We start from the raw sequence: 14,736 nt of genomic DNA, 5'->3' as shown, positions 1-14,736 counted from the left end.
TATGCGTCGATTCATGAATTGGCGCCGAGTTTAAGCCTTTCGTCAGCAATAGCGTTGCCCGCGCTAGGGAAAGCACCAACTGACTTCTGATTGTCCGTATATGAATAATACGTTCACTGATGAATATGCGTATCGACAGTTTCCCGTAGTCACCCACACGGCCGTAGTCGCAAAAAACACAAGATCAGGAGACAAGCATGACGTCCTCAACTTCCTTTCGCCGCCTGGCCGTAAAAGCCGGCGTGGCGCTCGCCGTACTTTCGACCACCGGTGCAGTTGGCCTCGCGCAAGCCGCCGATGCCAGCAAGGTCGGCCTCGGTCTCCCGCTTCTGACTTCGCCGTTCTGGCAGTCGTATAACAACTATCTGCCGAAGTACGCGAAGGACATGGGCATAGACATCCTTGCGCCCGTCAACTCGAACGGCGATCCCGCGCAGCAGATCACCGACATGAACAACCTGCTGAACCTGGGCGCGAAGGGCATCGTGGTCGGCCCGCTGGATTCGGCCGCAATCAGCCGCGCGCTCGACGCCTCGGCGGCGAAGAACGTGCCGGTCGTCGCCGTCGATGTCGCGCCCACGCAAGGCAAGGTCGCGATGGTGGTACGCGCCGACAACCGCGCGTATGGTTCGAAGTCGTGCGAGTACATTGGCGAGCACGTGAAGTCGGGCAAGGTCGTGCAGATCATGGGCGATCTGGCATCGGTCAATGGCCGCGATCGTTCGGAAGCGTTTCGCGAGTGCCTGAAGAAATTCCCGTCGCTGAGCCTGCTCGAGATTCCCGCCGCATGGAAAGGCGAGGCCGCCGCGACCGCGCTCGACAGCCTGCTCACCGCGAACCCCGACGTGAAGGCGATCTATATGCAGGCGGGCGGCGTCTATCTGTCGCCGACGTTGCAGACTTTGCGCCGCAAGCAGTTGCTGGTGAAGGCGGGCGATCCGAAGCACATCGTGATCGTGAGCAATGACGGCATTCCGCAGGAATATGATGCGATCCGCCGTGGCGATATCGACGCGACCATCTCGCAACCCGCCGATCTCTACGCAAAGTATGGCCTCTTCTATATCAAGGCGGCTCTGGCGGGACAAACCTTCAAACCGGGCCCGACGGATCACGGCAGCACGATCGTTCAGCGCGGTCCAGGCATTCTCGAAGATCAATTGCCCGCGCCGCTCGTGACGAAAGCCAATGTCGATGACAAAACACTTTGGGGCAACACCGTCAAATGAGCGCGCCCGTCGTTGAGACAGTTGGCCTGACGAAGCGCTATGGCTCGACGCCCGCACTCGCAGATGTAAGCATGCGCGTGCTGCCCGGCGAGTCGCATGCGCTCGTCGGACGCAACGGCGCGGGCAAATCGACGCTCGTGTCGATGATCACCGGCCTGAAGAAGCCGGACGCTGGCGAGATCCGCTTCAACGACGCGCCCGCGCCGCCGCTCGCCGACCGCGATGCATGGCGCGAGCGCGTCGCCTGCGTCTATCAGCATTCGACGATCATCCGCGAGTTGTCGGTGGCCGAAAATCTGTACATCAATCGGCAGCATCAGAAGGGCGGCGTGATCGACTGGCGCGCCATGCGCCGTGATGCCCGCGCGCTGCTCGACCACTGGAAGATCGACGTGCGCGAAGACGCACGCGCGGGCGATCTGACAGTGGAAGCGCGGCAGTTGGTGGAGATTGCGCGGGCGCTGTCGTACGGTGCGCGCTTCATCATTCTCGATGAACCGACTGCACAGTTGGACGGCGAGGAGATCAAGCGTCTCTTCAGGCGTATTGAGGAATTACAGCGCGAAGGTGTCACTTTCCTGTTCATTTCGCATCACTTGCAAGAGGTGTACGAAATCTGTCAGGCAGTGACAGTTCTGCGCGACGCACGGCATATCGTCAGCGCGCCGGTTTCGGCATTGCCGCGCGACCGGCTCATCGAAGCGATGACGGGCGAGCAGGGAGGCCTTGCCGTCGCGGATGCCGCCGCGCGCGCGCCCCTGCCCGCTGATGCGCCGCAAGCGCTGCGTGTCGAAGCGTTATGCGGCGACAACTACGAGAACGTCACGTTGAGCGTTCGCAAGGGCGAAGTGATCGGCCTGACCGGCGCGACGACGAGCGGCCGGACGAGCGTCGCCGAAGCCATCGCCGGATTGAAGGCGCAACGCGCGGGCACGATCAGCGTCGATGGCCACGAGCTGCCGCCGGGCGACGTGCCCGCCGCGCTGGCGCATGGTGTCGGCTGCGTGCCGAAAGACCGGCATCGCGAAGGCTTGGTGCTGTCGCAATCCGTCGCGGAAAACGCGTCCATGACGATCGCGCGATTGCTCGGCCGCTTCGGTATTGCGACGCCCGCGAAAAAGAACGCCTTCGGACGCCGCATGATTGCCGCGCTCGGCATCAAGACGCAGGGCCCGGAACATATCGTGTCGGGCTTGTCGGGCGGCAATCAGCAAAAAGTGGTGATGGCGCGCGCGCTCGCCACTGATCCGGACGTGCTCGTTCTGATCGATCCCACCGCTGGCGTCGATGTGAAGTCGAAGGAAGCGCTGCTCGGCGTCGTCGAACGCGTGCGCGAGGAAGGAAAGGCGGTGCTCGTCGTATCGGGCGAGCTGGACGACTTGCGCACGTGCGACCGCGTCCTGGTGATGTTTCGCGGCGCCATCGTCGCCGAATTCGCTGCCGGATGGCAGGACCATGAACTCATCGCATCCGTCGAAGGGGTGAATCTCCATGAAGCATGACGTACCCAACCCGGCGATGAACGGCGCGAGCATGGCCGTGGCGCGCCCGCGCATCGAACTGGCGCGTTTTCGCGACCTCGCATTGCTGCCCGCGCTGGCGCTCTTGCTTGCCATCGGCGCGTTCGTCAGCCCGAGCTTTCTCACGCAGGCAAATCTCATCAGCATCCTTGGGGCATCGGCGGCGCTTGCGCTTGTCGTGCTGGCCGAATCGCTGATCGTTCTGACAGGCAAATTCGATTTATCGCTCGAATCGACGGTCGGCATTGCGCCCGCTGTCGGCGCGATGCTCGTGATGCCGGCGGCGTCGGCGGGCTTCGGCTTCGAGTGGCCGGCGGCAGCGGGACTTGCGGCGATCGTCGTGGTCGGCGCGCTGATCGGCTTCTTCAACGGCTTTTTGGTCGTGCGGCTGCGGCTGAACGCGTTCATCGTCACGCTCGCGATGCTGATCGTGCTGCGCGGCATGCTCGTCGGCGCGACTAAGGGCGGCACGTTATTCGACATGCCGCCTTCGTTCTTCACGCTGGCCACGACACTCGTGCTCGGTCTGCCGATCTCGGTATGGCTCGCGGCGGCCGCGTTCGCCGTTGCCGCGTTCATGCTGCGTTACCACCGCCTCGGCCGCGCGCTTTACGCGATCGGCGGCAATCCCGAAGCGGCACGCGCGGCAGGCATTCGCGTGGAGCGCATCACGTGGGGCGTGTTCGTGCTCGGCAGCGTACTGGCGTCGATTGGCGGTTTGATCGTTACAGGCTACGTCGGCGCGATCAACGCGAACCAGGGCAATGGAATGATTTTCACGGTGTTCGCGGCGGCAGTGATCGGCGGCATTTCGTTGGATGGCGGCAAGGGCACGATGCTCGGCGCGTTATCGGGCGTGTTGCTGCTGGGCGTCGTGCAGAACTTGCTGACCTTGGCGCAGGTGCCATCGTTCTGGATTCAGGCGATTTACGGCGCGATCATCCTGGGTTCGCTGATGGTGGCGAGACTGGCGGGTGGAGATGCGCAGAACTGAAACGGGAGCGCAGCCGCACGCGTCTCGCGAAATCGGCTGACGCGTCCAGCGCCCGGACGACGAACGTCAGCAGGCGGCTGCTGAAGATGCCGCGAGCATACGGCTCAATGTCCACGACGACACGGATTTCAGAAGGAACGAGATGCCCGACACAGAGACAAAAACCACCGACCCCCGCCTGATCCTCTTGAGCAAAGAAGACAACTGCCTGATAGCAGCAGCCCGCCTAATCGCAGGCGAAACGCTTCAGATAGAAGGCGAGCCAGTCAAGCTGGAAACGACGATAGAACTGGCTCACAAAATAGCCCGCCGCGCGTTGAAGAAGGACGACAAGGTCCTCCGCTACGGCGCGATCATCGGCCACGTGAGCAAAGACGTTCCCCGCGGCGCGCATCTCCACACTCACAATCTGGAGAGCGACTACATCTCCACCTACACGCACGACGCCGGCCACGCCTACGTGCAGCATTGAGAGCCATGAACACATCAACATTGCTGGGCTTCCCAAGATCCGATGGCCGCAAGGGCATCCGCAACATCGTCGCGGTGGCGTACATGGTCGAGTGCGCGCATCACGTTGCCCGCGAGATCGTCACGCACTTCCGCCCATCGTTCGACGCATTCGACGCCGCGCAAAACGAAGCGCCGCCCGTGCACCTGATCGGCTTCCCCGGCTGCTATCCGAATAGCTACGCCGAAAAGATGCTGGAGCGCATCTGCACGCATCCGAACGTGGGCGCGGTGCTGTTCGTGTCGCTTGGCTGCGAAAGCATGAACAAGCACTATCTCGCCGATGTCGTGCGCGCGAGCGGCCGCCCCGCCGCCGTCGTGACGATCCAGGAAAACGGCGGCACGCGCAGCACGATTCAGCACGGTCTCGACTGGGTACGCGAAGCGCGCGCGACGCTCGCCGCGCAAGAGAAAGTGCCGATGGCGCTCGATGAACTCGTCATCGGCACGATCTGCGGCGGCTCGGACGGCACGAGCGGCATCACGGCGAACCCAGCCGTGGGCCGCGCCTTCGACACCTTCATCGACGAAGGCGCGGCGTGCATCTTCGAGGAAACCGGCGAACTCGTCGGCTGCGAATTTCATATGAAGACCCGCGCGGCGCGTCCCGAACTCGGCGATGAAATCGTCGCGTGCGTGGAAAAAGCCGCGCGCTATTACACGACGATGGGCCACGGTTCCTTCGCGGTCGGCAACGCGGACGGCGGGCTCACGACGCAGGAAGAGAAGTCGCTCGGCGCGTATGCGAAGAGCGGCGCGTCGCCTATCGTCGGCATCATCAAGCCGGGCGATGTCCCGCCGACCGGCGGCCTTTATCTGCTCGATGTCGTGCCCGACGGCGAGCCGCGCTTCGGCTTTCCGAACATCAGCGACAACGCTGAAATCGGCGAACTCATCGCGTGCGGCTCACACGTAATCCTCTTTACGACGGGGCGCGGCTCGGTGGTCGGCTCGGCGATATCGCCCGTCATCAAGGTCTGCGCGAATCCGGCGACGTATCGCAACCTGTCCGGCGACATGGACGTGGATGCCGGCCGCATTCTAGAAGGCCGCGCGACGCTCGACGAAGTAGGACGCGAAGTGTTCGATGTCACCGTGGCGGTGGCGGCGGGCGCTGCGTCGAAATCGGAGTCGCTGGGGCATCAGGAATTCATCCTGACTTACAAAACCTTCGAGCCCGTCGGCCCCGCGTGTTTGCCTGGCGGCGCGCAACGCGTTAGTGTTGCGTCTCGCGGCACCGCAGAAGTCGTTTCGAACTGAACAATCGACTGAGGGTTGCACAATGAACGGAGACACGCAGGAGGCCGTCACGCGCCGACGCAAGATCGGGCGGACGGATCTGGAGGTGACGGCACTTTCGCTCGGCACGGCGCCGCTCGGCGGGCTATATTACGAACTGACGGAAGACGAGGCGCGCGCTACAGTCGATGCGGCGTGGCAAGCGGGCATCCGTTTCTTCGATACCGCACCGCATTACGGACACACGAAGGCAGAACACCGTCTCGGCGATGCCCTGCGACGCCACGCGCGAAGTGACTACGTGCTCTCGACCAAAGTGGGCCGCCGCTTCGTGCCGCGCACCGCGCCCGACGACGGCAGCGAAGGCTGGGCCGCGCCGCTACCGTTCCAGGCCATCTACGACTACACCTACGACGGCATCTTGCGCTCGTTCGAAGACAGCCAGCAGCGGCTCGGCATGATCGACATCGATATCGTGCTGATACACGACATCGGCCGTGTCACGCACGGCGAAAAAAACGCGCATTACTGGCGTCAGCTCACCAGCGAAGGCGGTTTTCGCGCGCTCGATGAACTCAAACAGTCGCGCGGCGTGAAAGCAGTTGGGCTCGGCGTAAACGAAGGCGCGGCGGTGCGCGAGGCAATGGCCGAATACGACATCGACTGCGCGTTGCTCGCTGGCCGCTACACGCTGCTCGAACAGAACACGCTCGACGATCTCCTGCCCGAGTGCGAACAGCGCGGTGTGAGCATCCTGCTTGGCGGCGCGTTCAATTCGGGCATTCTCGCGCGCGGTCTCGATGCCGACGCGCAAGGCGATCTCAAATTCAACTACGGCGATGCGCCCAAAGAGATCGTCGATCGTGTGGCGAGGCTGGAACGCATCTGTCGCGAGTATGGCGTCGCGCTGTCGACGGCCGCCCTGCAGTTTCCTTATGCGCATAAAGTCGTCGCCACGGTGTTGATGGGCGCGCGCAAGCCCGAGGAAGTGCGTGAGAATGCGGCGTCATTCGCCACGCCGGTTCCTTCGGCGTTGTGGGACGCTTTGCGTGCGGCTGGCTTGCTGCATGAGAAGGCGCCAACACCGCAATGAACATCGACGCTCATCAACATTATTGGGACCTGGCGCGTGGCGATTACGGTTGGCTCACGCCCGATCTCAAGCCGCTCTATCGCGTCTTCGGTTCCGATGATCTGGCGCCGCTCCGCAAGATCACGAATGTCAAGCAAACGGTCGTCGTGCAAGCGGCGGCGACCGTCGATGAAACGCGTTATCTGCTCAATCTAGCGCGCGATGACGAATCCATTGCGGGCGTCGTCGGCTGGGTTCCGCTCGATTCCGTCGACGCGGTAGAAATCATCGATGAATTTGCGCGCGACAAAAAATTCAAAGCCGTGCGGCCGATGCTGCAAGACCTGCCCGACGATACGTGGATAGACCACGCGCCGCGCCCGGAAGCCATCCAGCGTCTGATCGAGCTCGATCTTGCTTTCGACGCGCTCATCTTCGCGCGCCACGTGCCATCGCTCGTCGAGTTCGCCGGGCGTTATCCAGCGTTGCGTATCGTCGTGGATCACGGCGCGAAGCCGCCCATCCGCGATGGCGAAGCGGGCTGGCAACCGTGGGCCGGTGGCATCGCGCAACTCGCTGCCTTGCCGCAGCGCCTCTATTGCAAGCTCTCGGGGCTCGCGACAGAAGCGTCGCCTAGCTGGACCGCCGACACGCTCGCGCCTTACGTCGCGCATCTCATCGACCAATTCGGACACGAGCGCCTCATGTGGGGCAGCGATTGGCCGGTACTGAACTTAAACGGTTGCTACACTGATTGGCACGCCGCCGCGAGGCGCTTGGTCTCGCATCTCGAAAAAGCCGAGGAAGACGCGATTTTCGGCGGAAACGCCCGTGCGTTCTATCGCCTCTGAAGCCGCTGATATACCCGGCATGTCTTAAAATCAACTTCCACTGGAGCAGTAGATGGTACAAAGACTGGCAGGCAAGACGGCGCTGATCACCGCGGCGGGACAAGGAATCGGGCTCGCGACGGCCGAGCTTTTCGCGGCGGAAGGCGCGCGCGTGATCGCAACCGACATTCGTATCGAAGGGCTCGAAGGCAAGCCGGTCGAAGCCCACAAGCTCGACGTGCTCGACCCCCAAGCCATCGAGGCGCTCGCGAAGGAAGTTGGCGCCATCGACGTGCTCTTCAACTGCGCGGGCTATGTGCATCCCGGTTCGATTCTCGAAGCAAGCGAAGCGGACTGGGACCTCGCTTTCAATCTGAACGCGAAGGCCATGTATCGGACGATCCGCGCGTTCCTGCCGAAGATGCTGGAAAAGGGCGGCGGCTCGATCGTCAATATGTCGTCGGCGGCGTCGAGCGTGAAGGGCGTGCCGAATCGCTTCGTGTATGGTGCGTCGAAGGCGGCGGTCATCGGGCTCACGAAATCCGTCGCGGCGGATTTCGTCACGCGCGGCATCCGCTGCAACGCAATTTGTCCGGGCACGGTGGAGTCGCCGTCGCTGAAGGACCGCATCGCCGAGCAAGCCAAGGCGCAGGGCGCGACGATCGACCAGATTCAGGCGGCTTTCGTTTCGCGTCAACCAATGGGCCGCGTCGGCCGCACGGAAGAAATCGCGGCGCTCGCGCTGTATCTCGCCTCGGACGAGTCGTCGTTCACGACGGGTCAGGCTCACGTCATCGATGGCGGCTGGTCCAACTAAGACCGGCCGCTGCGTTTTCAACCTTTGAATTTCGAAACACGAGGATCTATTCAGATGAAGCTGCTTCGTTACGGCCCCAAGGGTCAGGAAAAACCGGGTTTGCTGGATGCCGAAGGCAAGATTCGCGATCTGTCGAAGGTCGTGGACGACATCTCCGGCGCTACGCTGACCGATGCGGGCCTGGCTAAGCTGCGCGCGACCGACCCGGCGTCGCTGCCGGTGGTGGATGGCAATCCGCGTATCGGGCCGTGTGTCGGACGTGTGGGCAAGTTCGTGTGTATCGGCCTCAACTACGCGGATCACGCCGCCGAATCGAATCTGCCCGTGCCGACCGAGCCGGTCATTTTCGGCAAGTGGACGAGTGCCATTTGCGGCCCGAACGACGACGTGGAAATTCCGCGCAATTCGAAGAAGACCGACTGGGAAGTCGAACTCGGCGTGGTGATCGGCAAGGAAGCCAAGTATGTCGATGAAGCCAACGCGCTCGACTACGTGGCCGGTTACTGCGTGATCAACGATGTCTCCGAGCGCGAATGGCAGCTCGAACACGGCACGCAATGGGACAAGGGCAAGGGCTTCGACACGTTCGGGCCGCTCGGCCCGTGGCTCGTGACGAAAGACGAAGTCGCCGATCCGCAGAAGCTCGATCTCTGGCTCGAGGTGGACGGTCACCGTTACCAGAACGGCAACACGAAGACCATGGTCTTCACCGTCGCGCAACTGGTCGCGTATCTGTCGAAGACGATGAGCCTGCAGCCCGGCGATGTCATCTCGACCGGCACGCCGCCGGGCGTCGGCATGGGCGTGAAGCCCAGCGCGGTGTACCTGAAGTCCGGGCAGACCATTCGCCTTGGTATCGAAGGTCTCGGCGAGCAGCAGCAGAAGACGGTCGACGCGTAATAGCTTCGCGCCGTGAAAGCAAAAAACCTCGCTGCGGCGAGGTTTTTCGTCTTCAGGACGGAAGGTTGAGGTTCAGGCGTTATAGAGCGCTTCGGCCGCGCTTTCGCTGATGCGCGTGATCGTGCCTTGCGCCACCGCGACGAGCGTTTCGGCATTGCCGTCGGTGACGAAGACATCGCACTGGCAGGTTGCCTGCGTCATGCCGGCATGCACCACGCGCGCCCGCGCCATCAGCGTGCCGGAAACCGCCGGGCGCAGATAGTTGATTTTGTATTCGCCGGTGACGACCTTCGGACCGAGCCTCAGCGCGCCCGCGAAAGTCAGCGCGTTGTCCACGAGATAACTCACCACCCCGCCGTGCACGAAACCGTGTTGTTGCCTCAGCTCATCGCGGATCGGCAGACACAGCGTGAGACTCGCTGCATCGACCTGCATCAGTTTCGTTCCGAGCAAGGCGCTAAACGGTTGCGCATTCAGCGCACCGCGCGCGATATCGACTAATTCGGCCATTCGGACACTCCTTGGGGTGGGTTCGGCGCCGTCCTGCAAAGACAATAGGTAGGGTTTCTTCGCACTGCAAGGACGTTCGACAAAAATCGTGCGAACGCAGCATGCGCGCGCCCGCCGTTTCGGCAAGCGCGCCGGTCATCCCGCTCGCGCAAAGCGGCATCGACGCAAAACAATTCAAGCTCGCGCGCTTCATTGCCGTAAACCCGGACTTCCGCCGTAGTCATACGGCTCATTCGTTAGTTCGGGTTCTTGAGAAATGTTTGCAAAGATCAAGGTTTCATCCGGTTTGCTCGCCGTGCTGGTGGTGTTTTGCCTATTCCAACTGGTCACCGAAGGGCTTGGCTTCTGGTCGCTTTCGCGCACGCATGACGATGTGGGCAACCTGTCCGATATCGCGCTCAAGCAAGTCAACGCGGTCAACAAGACCACGCAGCATCTGATGGATGCGCGCATCAACCTGTCTCGCGCCGGCACGCGCATGGTGCGCGGCGGCACGGAGCCGGTCGAGATCGTGCAGCACGCGCGTGAGCAGATCGCGCAGGCGGACAAGTCGTTCGCGGCCTTCCTCGACGCGCCGAAGACCGGCGATGAGAACAAGGAGCGCATGGCCGCGCTTCAGGCCAAATACGCGGAGTATTCGAAGGCGCTCGGCGAGCTCGTCCAGTATCTGGATGCGGGCAACATTCAGGCGTTCCTCGATCAGCCGACACAGGGCTTTCAGGATCGCTATCTCGCCGAACAGCAGAACTTCGTCAACTTCGGCAATGCGGCGAGCAGTGCGTATCTCGAATCGATCGATACGCGCTACGCCTGGTTCCGCGCGGTCGGCATCGCCATCTTCGTGGCGCTGGTCGCGGGTGTCGCGGCGGTGCATTTTGCGCTGCGCCGTGGCGTGATCGCGCCGCTGGAAGAAGCGGGACGCCATTTCGAGCGCATTGCGCAAGGCCGCCTCGACGAACGTATCGCGGATCGCGGCAGCAATGAAATCGGCAGGCTCTTCGCGGGACTCGCGACGATGCAGGCAAGCGTCGCCACGACGGTAAAGACCGTGCGCGAGACTTCCGATTCGATCAACTTGGGCGCCGATGAAATCGCGAGCGGCAACGCCGATCTGTCCGCGCGCACGGAGAATCAGGCGGCATCGCTCGAGGAAACGGCGTCGAGCATGGAAGAATTGACGGCGACGGTGCGCCAGAACGCCGAGCACGCGCGCGAGGCCAACACGCTGGCGGGCGTGGCGCTCGAAGCGACTTCACGCGGTTCGGGCGTGGTGGATGACGTTGTGGAGAAGATGCGCGGCATCGCTAAAAGCTCGGACAAGATCGCGGAAATCATCTCGGTCATCGACGGCATCGCGTTTCAGACCAACATCCTCGCGCTGAACGCGGCCGTCGAGGCGGCGCGCGCCGGTGAGCAAGGGCGCGGGTTTGCAGTCGTCGCGGGCGAAGTGCGCGGCCTCGCGCAACGCTCGGCGCAATCGGCGAAGGAAATCAAGGAACTGATCGGCGAATCGGTCGCGCAGGTCAGCGACGGCTCGACGCTGGTCGAACGCGCGGGCACGGCGATGCGCGAGGTATCGACCTCGATTTCACGCGTCACGCAGATGATGGCGGAGATCAGCGCGTCGTCGCTGGAGCAGAGCGTGGGGATCGAGCAGGTGAACCAGGCCGTGACGCAAATGGACGAGATGACTCAGCAGAACGCCGCGCTCGTGGAGCAGGCCGCGGCTGCCGCGCAGTCGCTCCATGAACAGACGCGGCAGTTGAAGGATGCGGTTTCGGTGTTTCAGGTGGCTTGACGAGTGGATGACTTCGGCGTCTGTCGGGCGCCTGAGTTTTCACGGCCCTGACGCTTTCGCTCGTCGAATGCGCAGGGCGGCTATCGATTGCAGCCGTAAGCAATGCCGTGATGCGATGGCGATCCAACCGCTCAATCCGGCAACGCCGCGTATGCCGTGGCCAAATGATACGGCGTGGTCGAAGGCATTTCCGACCTTGTGATCGCGCCGTCGGCGGAGCGGCACTCGATCCACCCGCGCGCATGTAGGAACCGTGCGCCGAAGCGTTCGATCTGTCCGCCGACGGCTTCGCCGCGCGTTGCCAGCGCGCGTAGATATTCGGTTTGCGCCCAGATGCGCTGCGTGCCGTCGATCACGCGTCCCGCTTCGTCCAGCGCGGCGCTCACGCCGCCAGTCGACTTGTCGACGCCATGTTTCCGCGCGAAGTCGAACGCCCGTTCGAGCCGCGCGTTCAGTCCCGCCGCCTCGAATGCGGGATGGCCGCTGCCGATTGCCAGGAAATACCACTCGAATTGATGTCCCGGCTCCAGGCGATTGCCCGGCGCGCCAATCGGCAATTCGGCGATACTGCCGGTCGCCTCGTGCACGAACGTGCGCGCGACCGATTGCGCCAGCACGGCGAGCCGCTCGTCGAAAGCGATGTTGCCCGTGGCATCGCGCGCGGCGAGCCACGCTTCGCTCAAATGCATGAGCGGATTTTGCAGCGGACCTTCGAGCATCGCGCCGAAGTCTTCGCTGTACGCGGCGTTCAGCAAGCCGCCATCGCTACCCGCGAACTTCGTTTCGATAAGCCGCGCGGTTTCATCGAGCAAGGCGAATGCGTCCGCCGATCCGCTCTTTTGCGCGAAATGCGCGCACGCATAAACCACGAACGCGTGCGTATAAAGGTCCTTCTGGCGCTCGTGGGGCGCGCCGTTTGCATCGACGCTATAGAACCATCCGCCGTTTTGCTTGTCCTGAAAATAGTGTCGCAACGAATCGAACAGCACCGACGCGTGCGCGAGATCGCCCGCATCCGTGAAAGCGAACAACTGACGGGCGCATGCCATCGCGCGATAACGCTTGGGTGGCAACGGCGCGTGATCGTCGGGCGTAACGGCTTCGAATGGCAGGTGAAGCGCTGTGTTGAAGCCGGGACCGCGCCAAATGGGCAGCACGATGCTCGTGTAGTGTTCGCGCAATGAAGTGCCGTTTGAGTGCTGTTGCTGCATAAGACAAGTTCCAGCCTGATGGTTCGGAAGAGATGAGCCCTTTGAAAACGGCTCGGCACAGCCGGATAAGCATAGCAAAAGCGCTCCGGCAGGAGACCGGCCACGACGACAGGAGGTCAAAGATGTTGGGCAACGTAGAACTCGTTTCACGACTCATCATGGCCGCGGCGCTCGGCAGCGTGATCGGTTTTGAGCGCGAACGGCTTTCATGGGCGGCGGGCTTGCGCACGCACATGCTGGTGTGCGTTGGCTCCGCGCTCATCATGATCGTGTCTGCCTACGGTTTCGAAGAGGCGCTCAAGGCGGACCACGTCGTGCTCGATCCATCGCGGATCGCGGCGCAGGTCGTGTCCGGCATCGGCTTTCTCGGCGCGGGATCCATTCTGCTGCGCGGCGAGATCGTGCGCGGGCTGACCACCGCCGCGAGCTTGTGGTCGGTCGCCGCCATCGGGCTGGCGGTAGGCGGCGGGCTGTACACGGCATCGATCGCGGCGACGGCCATCATCCTCGTCATTCTGGCGGGACTCAAACCGCTGGAGCGGCGCTTCATCAGCGTCAAGCAGCAGCGGCAATTGACGATGCTGGTCGATCGCGGCTCGCTGTCCTTTCACGGCCTGCACGAAGCGCTCGGGCCAGGCAGCGTGCGCGTGAAGCAGTTCGTCGTGCAGCAAAGCGACGAATCGCCGGAACTCGATGAAGTGCAGGTCGTGCTTTCGCGGCTTTCGACGCAGGAATATCGGTCGATTTGCGAGCGGCTCAAGCATCTGAGCGTGGTGCGGGAATTCCACGAAGAGGATGGAAGCTGACGGCATCGCCCGCGCGGCGCAAGACATGCACGAACACGATGTGGGATAAGCCGCCGCGCCGTGCGACAATGCCGCCTCTCGAAAATCATTGCCGAACCGCATGTGCGCGTTTCGCGCCGGTTGTCCCGGTCACCGCCTTTCGACCTATGCCAGATCCTGCTGTTAAGCGTCACCGCCATACCTTCGATACACCCGCCGACGCCGTCGCTCCTCTCACGCGACCGCGCCGTGGCCGCACCGCCGAGGCGTCTTCGGCCGACAGCGCCGACACCGAAAAGAAACTCGCGCGCGCCGTGCGTTCGGCGCAGCGTCTTGCCCAGTTGAGCGCAACGCAGCGCTGCGCGGGCGAGACGCTCGATCTCTTCGCCGAAGACGCCGAGCGCGCCAACCTTCAGGCGCTGAACACCGACATTCGCCAGGGCACGTTCGAAGGCTTCGAACTGCCGGACGTGTTTTTGGCGGCGGTGCAATCGAATGGCGCATTGGCCGTGAACAAGCGGACGGCGCCGCGTTCGGAAGCCGCGCCGCATCCGGCATCGGTTCAGGACGAGCTTCTCGTGGCGGCCGAAGGCGATGAAACCGACGCTGCGCCGCCAACTCATGCGCCAGGCGAACTCGCCGCATCGATCGACTCGCATTCCGCGGATATCGTCGCAGGCTCATTGAGCGCCGCGCTCGTTGATGCACGCATTGGGCTAGAGGACGCGTCCTTCAATCCGGTGCTGGATCGCGCACGCGTGACGGCGTTCACCGACACCATCGACGCGTTACGCGCCGTGATCTCCGAGCAGCGCGGATCGACTGCCGCGCACGCCCGCCGCATGAAGACGCTGCTGACGATCATCGTGTGCGTCACGCTGCTGACGGTGGCGACCGGCGTCGTGCAAACGGTCGTGCTGATGCGTATGGGTCGCGACACCACGTTGCAGCAGGAGCGCATGGAGCAACTCATGCTCAATCAGCAGGCGACACTTGCTTCTCTCTTCGATGCGGATTCCGAAACCGACGCCAGTAACGGCGCTGCGAGTCGAGAGACGGCGCGTGCGCTCCACGCGCAACGCCACACGCGCTGATTTCCGCCAAAAACTGTTACTTTGACGCGACATTCTGTCTCAAGACGGACTGTCGCGTAATTTTTTCCGCCACTCTCTGCGTGCTTGCTGGAAGGCCGTCTGCGAGCTGTCCCCGTTTTCGCGAGAAACAGTTACGCGGAAGAATGTAGAAAAACTACCAAATTGTTCGGCTGTAAATGTTGCATTGCACTAGGAATGGCTAAGTGCAAACCCTATAATCGGTCCTA

Annotated in this window: 14 protein-coding genes; 12 read left to right on the top strand and 2 right to left on the bottom strand. The window is 62.7% G+C overall.

The genetic code is table 11. From position 1 onward, the window contains the following. The first annotated feature begins 197 nt into the window (after positions 1 to 197). From P9250_RS15370 to P9250_RS15330, 9 genes are all read left to right on the top strand, one after another. Positions 198 to 1,229, top strand: a complete 1,032-nt coding sequence (locus tag P9250_RS15370; protein WP_310393859.1) for a sugar ABC transporter substrate-binding protein — start codon at positions 198 to 200, stop codon at positions 1,227 to 1,229. After that, positions 1,226 to 2,731, top strand: a complete 1,506-nt coding sequence (locus P9250_RS15365) for a sugar ABC transporter ATP-binding protein (RefSeq protein WP_310393856.1) — start codon at positions 1,226 to 1,228, stop codon at positions 2,729 to 2,731. The genes P9250_RS15370 and P9250_RS15365 overlap by 4 nt, the downstream gene beginning before the upstream one ends. Continuing rightward, the gene (locus P9250_RS15360; protein WP_244829002.1) at positions 2,721 to 3,743 is read left to right on the top strand and encodes an ABC transporter permease; all 1,023 of its coding nucleotides are present in this window, start codon (positions 2,721 to 2,723) and stop codon (positions 3,741 to 3,743) included. Before P9250_RS15365 ends, P9250_RS15360 begins: the two co-directional genes overlap by 11 nt. A 142-nt stretch (positions 3,744 to 3,885) precedes the next feature. Beyond that, positions 3,886 to 4,215, top strand: a complete 330-nt coding sequence (locus P9250_RS15355) for a UxaA family hydrolase (RefSeq protein ID WP_310393852.1) — start codon at positions 3,886 to 3,888, stop codon at positions 4,213 to 4,215. 5 nt (positions 4,216 to 4,220) lie between these two features. After that, positions 4,221 to 5,513 (top strand): UxaA family hydrolase, encoded by a 1,293-nt coding sequence (locus P9250_RS15350; protein WP_309850272.1) that lies wholly within the window; start codon positions 4,221 to 4,223, stop codon positions 5,511 to 5,513. 22 nt (positions 5,514 to 5,535) lie between these two features. Next, positions 5,536 to 6,585, top strand: coding sequence for an aldo/keto reductase (locus P9250_RS15345; protein WP_310393850.1), 1,050 nt, complete (start codon positions 5,536 to 5,538; stop codon positions 6,583 to 6,585). Then, a complete protein-coding gene (locus P9250_RS15340) occupies positions 6,582 to 7,415 on the top strand; it encodes an amidohydrolase family protein (protein WP_310393848.1) in 834 nt (277 codons plus the stop codon). The genes P9250_RS15345 and P9250_RS15340 overlap by 4 nt, the downstream gene beginning before the upstream one ends. Positions 7,416 to 7,467: 52 nt before the next feature. After that, on the top strand, positions 7,468 to 8,211 hold the full coding sequence (locus P9250_RS15335) for an SDR family oxidoreductase (RefSeq protein WP_244829007.1): 744 nt from the start codon (positions 7,468 to 7,470) through the stop codon (positions 8,209 to 8,211). Positions 8,212 to 8,265: 54 nt separating this feature from the next. Continuing rightward, positions 8,266 to 9,111 (top strand): ureidoglycolate lyase, encoded by an 846-nt coding sequence (locus tag P9250_RS15330; protein ID WP_244829008.1) that lies wholly within the window; start codon positions 8,266 to 8,268, stop codon positions 9,109 to 9,111. Positions 9,112 to 9,183: 72 nt separating this feature from the next. On the opposite strand, the gene P9250_RS15325 is transcribed toward P9250_RS15330, so the two are convergent. Continuing rightward, entirely contained in the window at positions 9,184 to 9,621 is a 438-nt protein-coding gene (locus tag P9250_RS15325; RefSeq protein WP_244829009.1) for a PaaI family thioesterase, read from the bottom strand. 256 nt (positions 9,622 to 9,877) lie between these two features. On the opposite strand from P9250_RS15325, the gene P9250_RS15320 reads away from it, so the two are divergent. Beyond that, entirely contained in the window at positions 9,878 to 11,419 is a 1,542-nt protein-coding gene (locus P9250_RS15320; protein ID WP_309850265.1) for a methyl-accepting chemotaxis protein, read from the top strand. 131 nt (positions 11,420 to 11,550) lie between these two features. On the opposite strand, the gene P9250_RS15315 is transcribed toward P9250_RS15320, so the two are convergent. After that, entirely contained in the window at positions 11,551 to 12,630 is a 1,080-nt protein-coding gene (locus P9250_RS15315; protein ID WP_310393845.1) for an AGE family epimerase/isomerase, read from the bottom strand. 122 nt (positions 12,631 to 12,752) lie between these two features. On the opposite strand from P9250_RS15315, the gene P9250_RS15310 reads away from it, so the two are divergent. Both P9250_RS15310 and P9250_RS15305 read left to right on the top strand, forming a co-directional pair. Continuing rightward, the gene (locus tag P9250_RS15310) at positions 12,753 to 13,436 is read left to right on the top strand and encodes an MgtC/SapB family protein (protein WP_244829012.1); all 684 of its coding nucleotides are present in this window, start codon (positions 12,753 to 12,755) and stop codon (positions 13,434 to 13,436) included. A 146-nt stretch (positions 13,437 to 13,582) separates the two neighbouring features. Further along, positions 13,583 to 14,509 (top strand): hypothetical protein, encoded by a 927-nt coding sequence (locus P9250_RS15305; protein WP_310393842.1) that lies wholly within the window; start codon positions 13,583 to 13,585, stop codon positions 14,507 to 14,509. Positions 14,510 to 14,736: the final 227 nt, after the last annotated feature.

This window comes from Caballeronia sp. LP006, assembly GCF_031450995.1.
In the GTDB taxonomy this organism is placed as follows: Bacteria; Pseudomonadota; Gammaproteobacteria; order Burkholderiales; family Burkholderiaceae; genus Caballeronia.
This window is presented reverse-complemented; position numbering and strand designations above follow the sequence as displayed.

What these genes read in the sequence shown, in the direction of transcription:
- P9250_RS15370 (WP_310393859.1), top strand. Translation starts at nt 198, where the DNA reads ATGACGTCCTCAACTTCCTTTCGCCGCCTGGCCGTAAAAGCCGGCGTG.
- P9250_RS15365 (WP_310393856.1), top strand. Translation starts at nt 1,226, where the DNA reads ATGAGCGCGCCCGTCGTTGAGACAGTTGGCCTGACGAAGCGCTATGGC.
- P9250_RS15360 (WP_244829002.1), top strand. Translation starts at nt 2,721, where the DNA reads ATGAAGCATGACGTACCCAACCCGGCGATGAACGGCGCGAGCATGGCC.
- P9250_RS15355 (WP_310393852.1), top strand. Translation starts at nt 3,886, where the DNA reads ATGCCCGACACAGAGACAAAAACCACCGACCCCCGCCTGATCCTCTTG.
- P9250_RS15350 (WP_309850272.1), top strand. Translation starts at nt 4,221, where the DNA reads ATGAACACATCAACATTGCTGGGCTTCCCAAGATCCGATGGCCGCAAG.
- P9250_RS15345 (WP_310393850.1), top strand. Translation starts at nt 5,536, where the DNA reads ATGAACGGAGACACGCAGGAGGCCGTCACGCGCCGACGCAAGATCGGG.
- P9250_RS15340 (WP_310393848.1), top strand. Translation starts at nt 6,582, where the DNA reads ATGAACATCGACGCTCATCAACATTATTGGGACCTGGCGCGTGGCGAT.
- P9250_RS15335 (WP_244829007.1), top strand. Translation starts at nt 7,468, where the DNA reads ATGGTACAAAGACTGGCAGGCAAGACGGCGCTGATCACCGCGGCGGGA.
- P9250_RS15330 (WP_244829008.1), top strand. Translation starts at nt 8,266, where the DNA reads ATGAAGCTGCTTCGTTACGGCCCCAAGGGTCAGGAAAAACCGGGTTTG.
- P9250_RS15325 (WP_244829009.1), bottom strand. Translation starts at nt 9,621, where the DNA reads ATGGCCGAATTAGTCGATATCGCGCGCGGTGCGCTGAATGCGCAACCG.
- P9250_RS15320 (WP_309850265.1), top strand. Translation starts at nt 9,878, where the DNA reads ATGTTTGCAAAGATCAAGGTTTCATCCGGTTTGCTCGCCGTGCTGGTG.
- P9250_RS15315 (WP_310393845.1), bottom strand. Translation starts at nt 12,630, where the DNA reads ATGCAGCAACAGCACTCAAACGGCACTTCATTGCGCGAACACTACACG.
- P9250_RS15310 (WP_244829012.1), top strand. Translation starts at nt 12,753, where the DNA reads ATGTTGGGCAACGTAGAACTCGTTTCACGACTCATCATGGCCGCGGCG.
- P9250_RS15305 (WP_310393842.1), top strand. Translation starts at nt 13,583, where the DNA reads ATGCCAGATCCTGCTGTTAAGCGTCACCGCCATACCTTCGATACACCC.